The sequence below is a fragment of the Burkholderia territorii genome (assembly GCF_902833055.1).
Classification (GTDB): Bacteria; Pseudomonadota; Gammaproteobacteria; order Burkholderiales; family Burkholderiaceae; genus Burkholderia; species Burkholderia territorii.
This window is the reverse complement of record NZ_CADFEJ010000120.1, coordinates 1-483: the sequence shown is the minus strand read 5'-3', so window position 1 is coordinate 483 and position 483 is coordinate 1. Positions and strand designations below refer to the sequence as shown.

Here is a 483-nt window from a genome sequence, read left to right as displayed (position 1 = left end):
CGCGCGGCAGCTCCTTCATCGACCGCCATCCCGACATCGACCTCGAACTGCAGTCCACCAACTCGCTGACCGACTTCTCGCGCGACGACGTCGACATCGCGATCCGCTTCGGCAACGGCCACTACCCTGGCCTGCACGTGGAGTAGCTGTTCGACAAGATGTTCTTCCCGGCCTGCGCGCCGACCCTGAACGGCGGCGTGCTGCCCAGGGAGCCGGCCGACCTGGCCCGCTACCCGCTGCTGCGCTCCGACGACGAGCTCTGGCGCCCCTGGTTCGACGCGGCGGGCCTGGAGACGCTCAGCGAACCCAAGCGCGGCCTGCTGTTCCAGGATTCCTCGCAACTGGTGCAGGCCGCCATCGACGGCCAGGGCATCGCCCTGGTGCGCCGCTCGCTGGCCGCGGCCGAACTCGACGCGGGACGCATCGTGCGCCTGTTCGACATCGACGGGCCGAGCCCCTGGCACTGCTATTTCGTCTGCCTGC

General features: G+C 69.4%; 1 pseudogene. It reads left to right on the top strand.

Features of this window, described 5'->3' with window-relative positions:
• A pseudogene (locus HW466_RS31310) lies at window positions 1–483 on the top strand (LysR substrate-binding domain-containing protein); the annotation flags it as partial.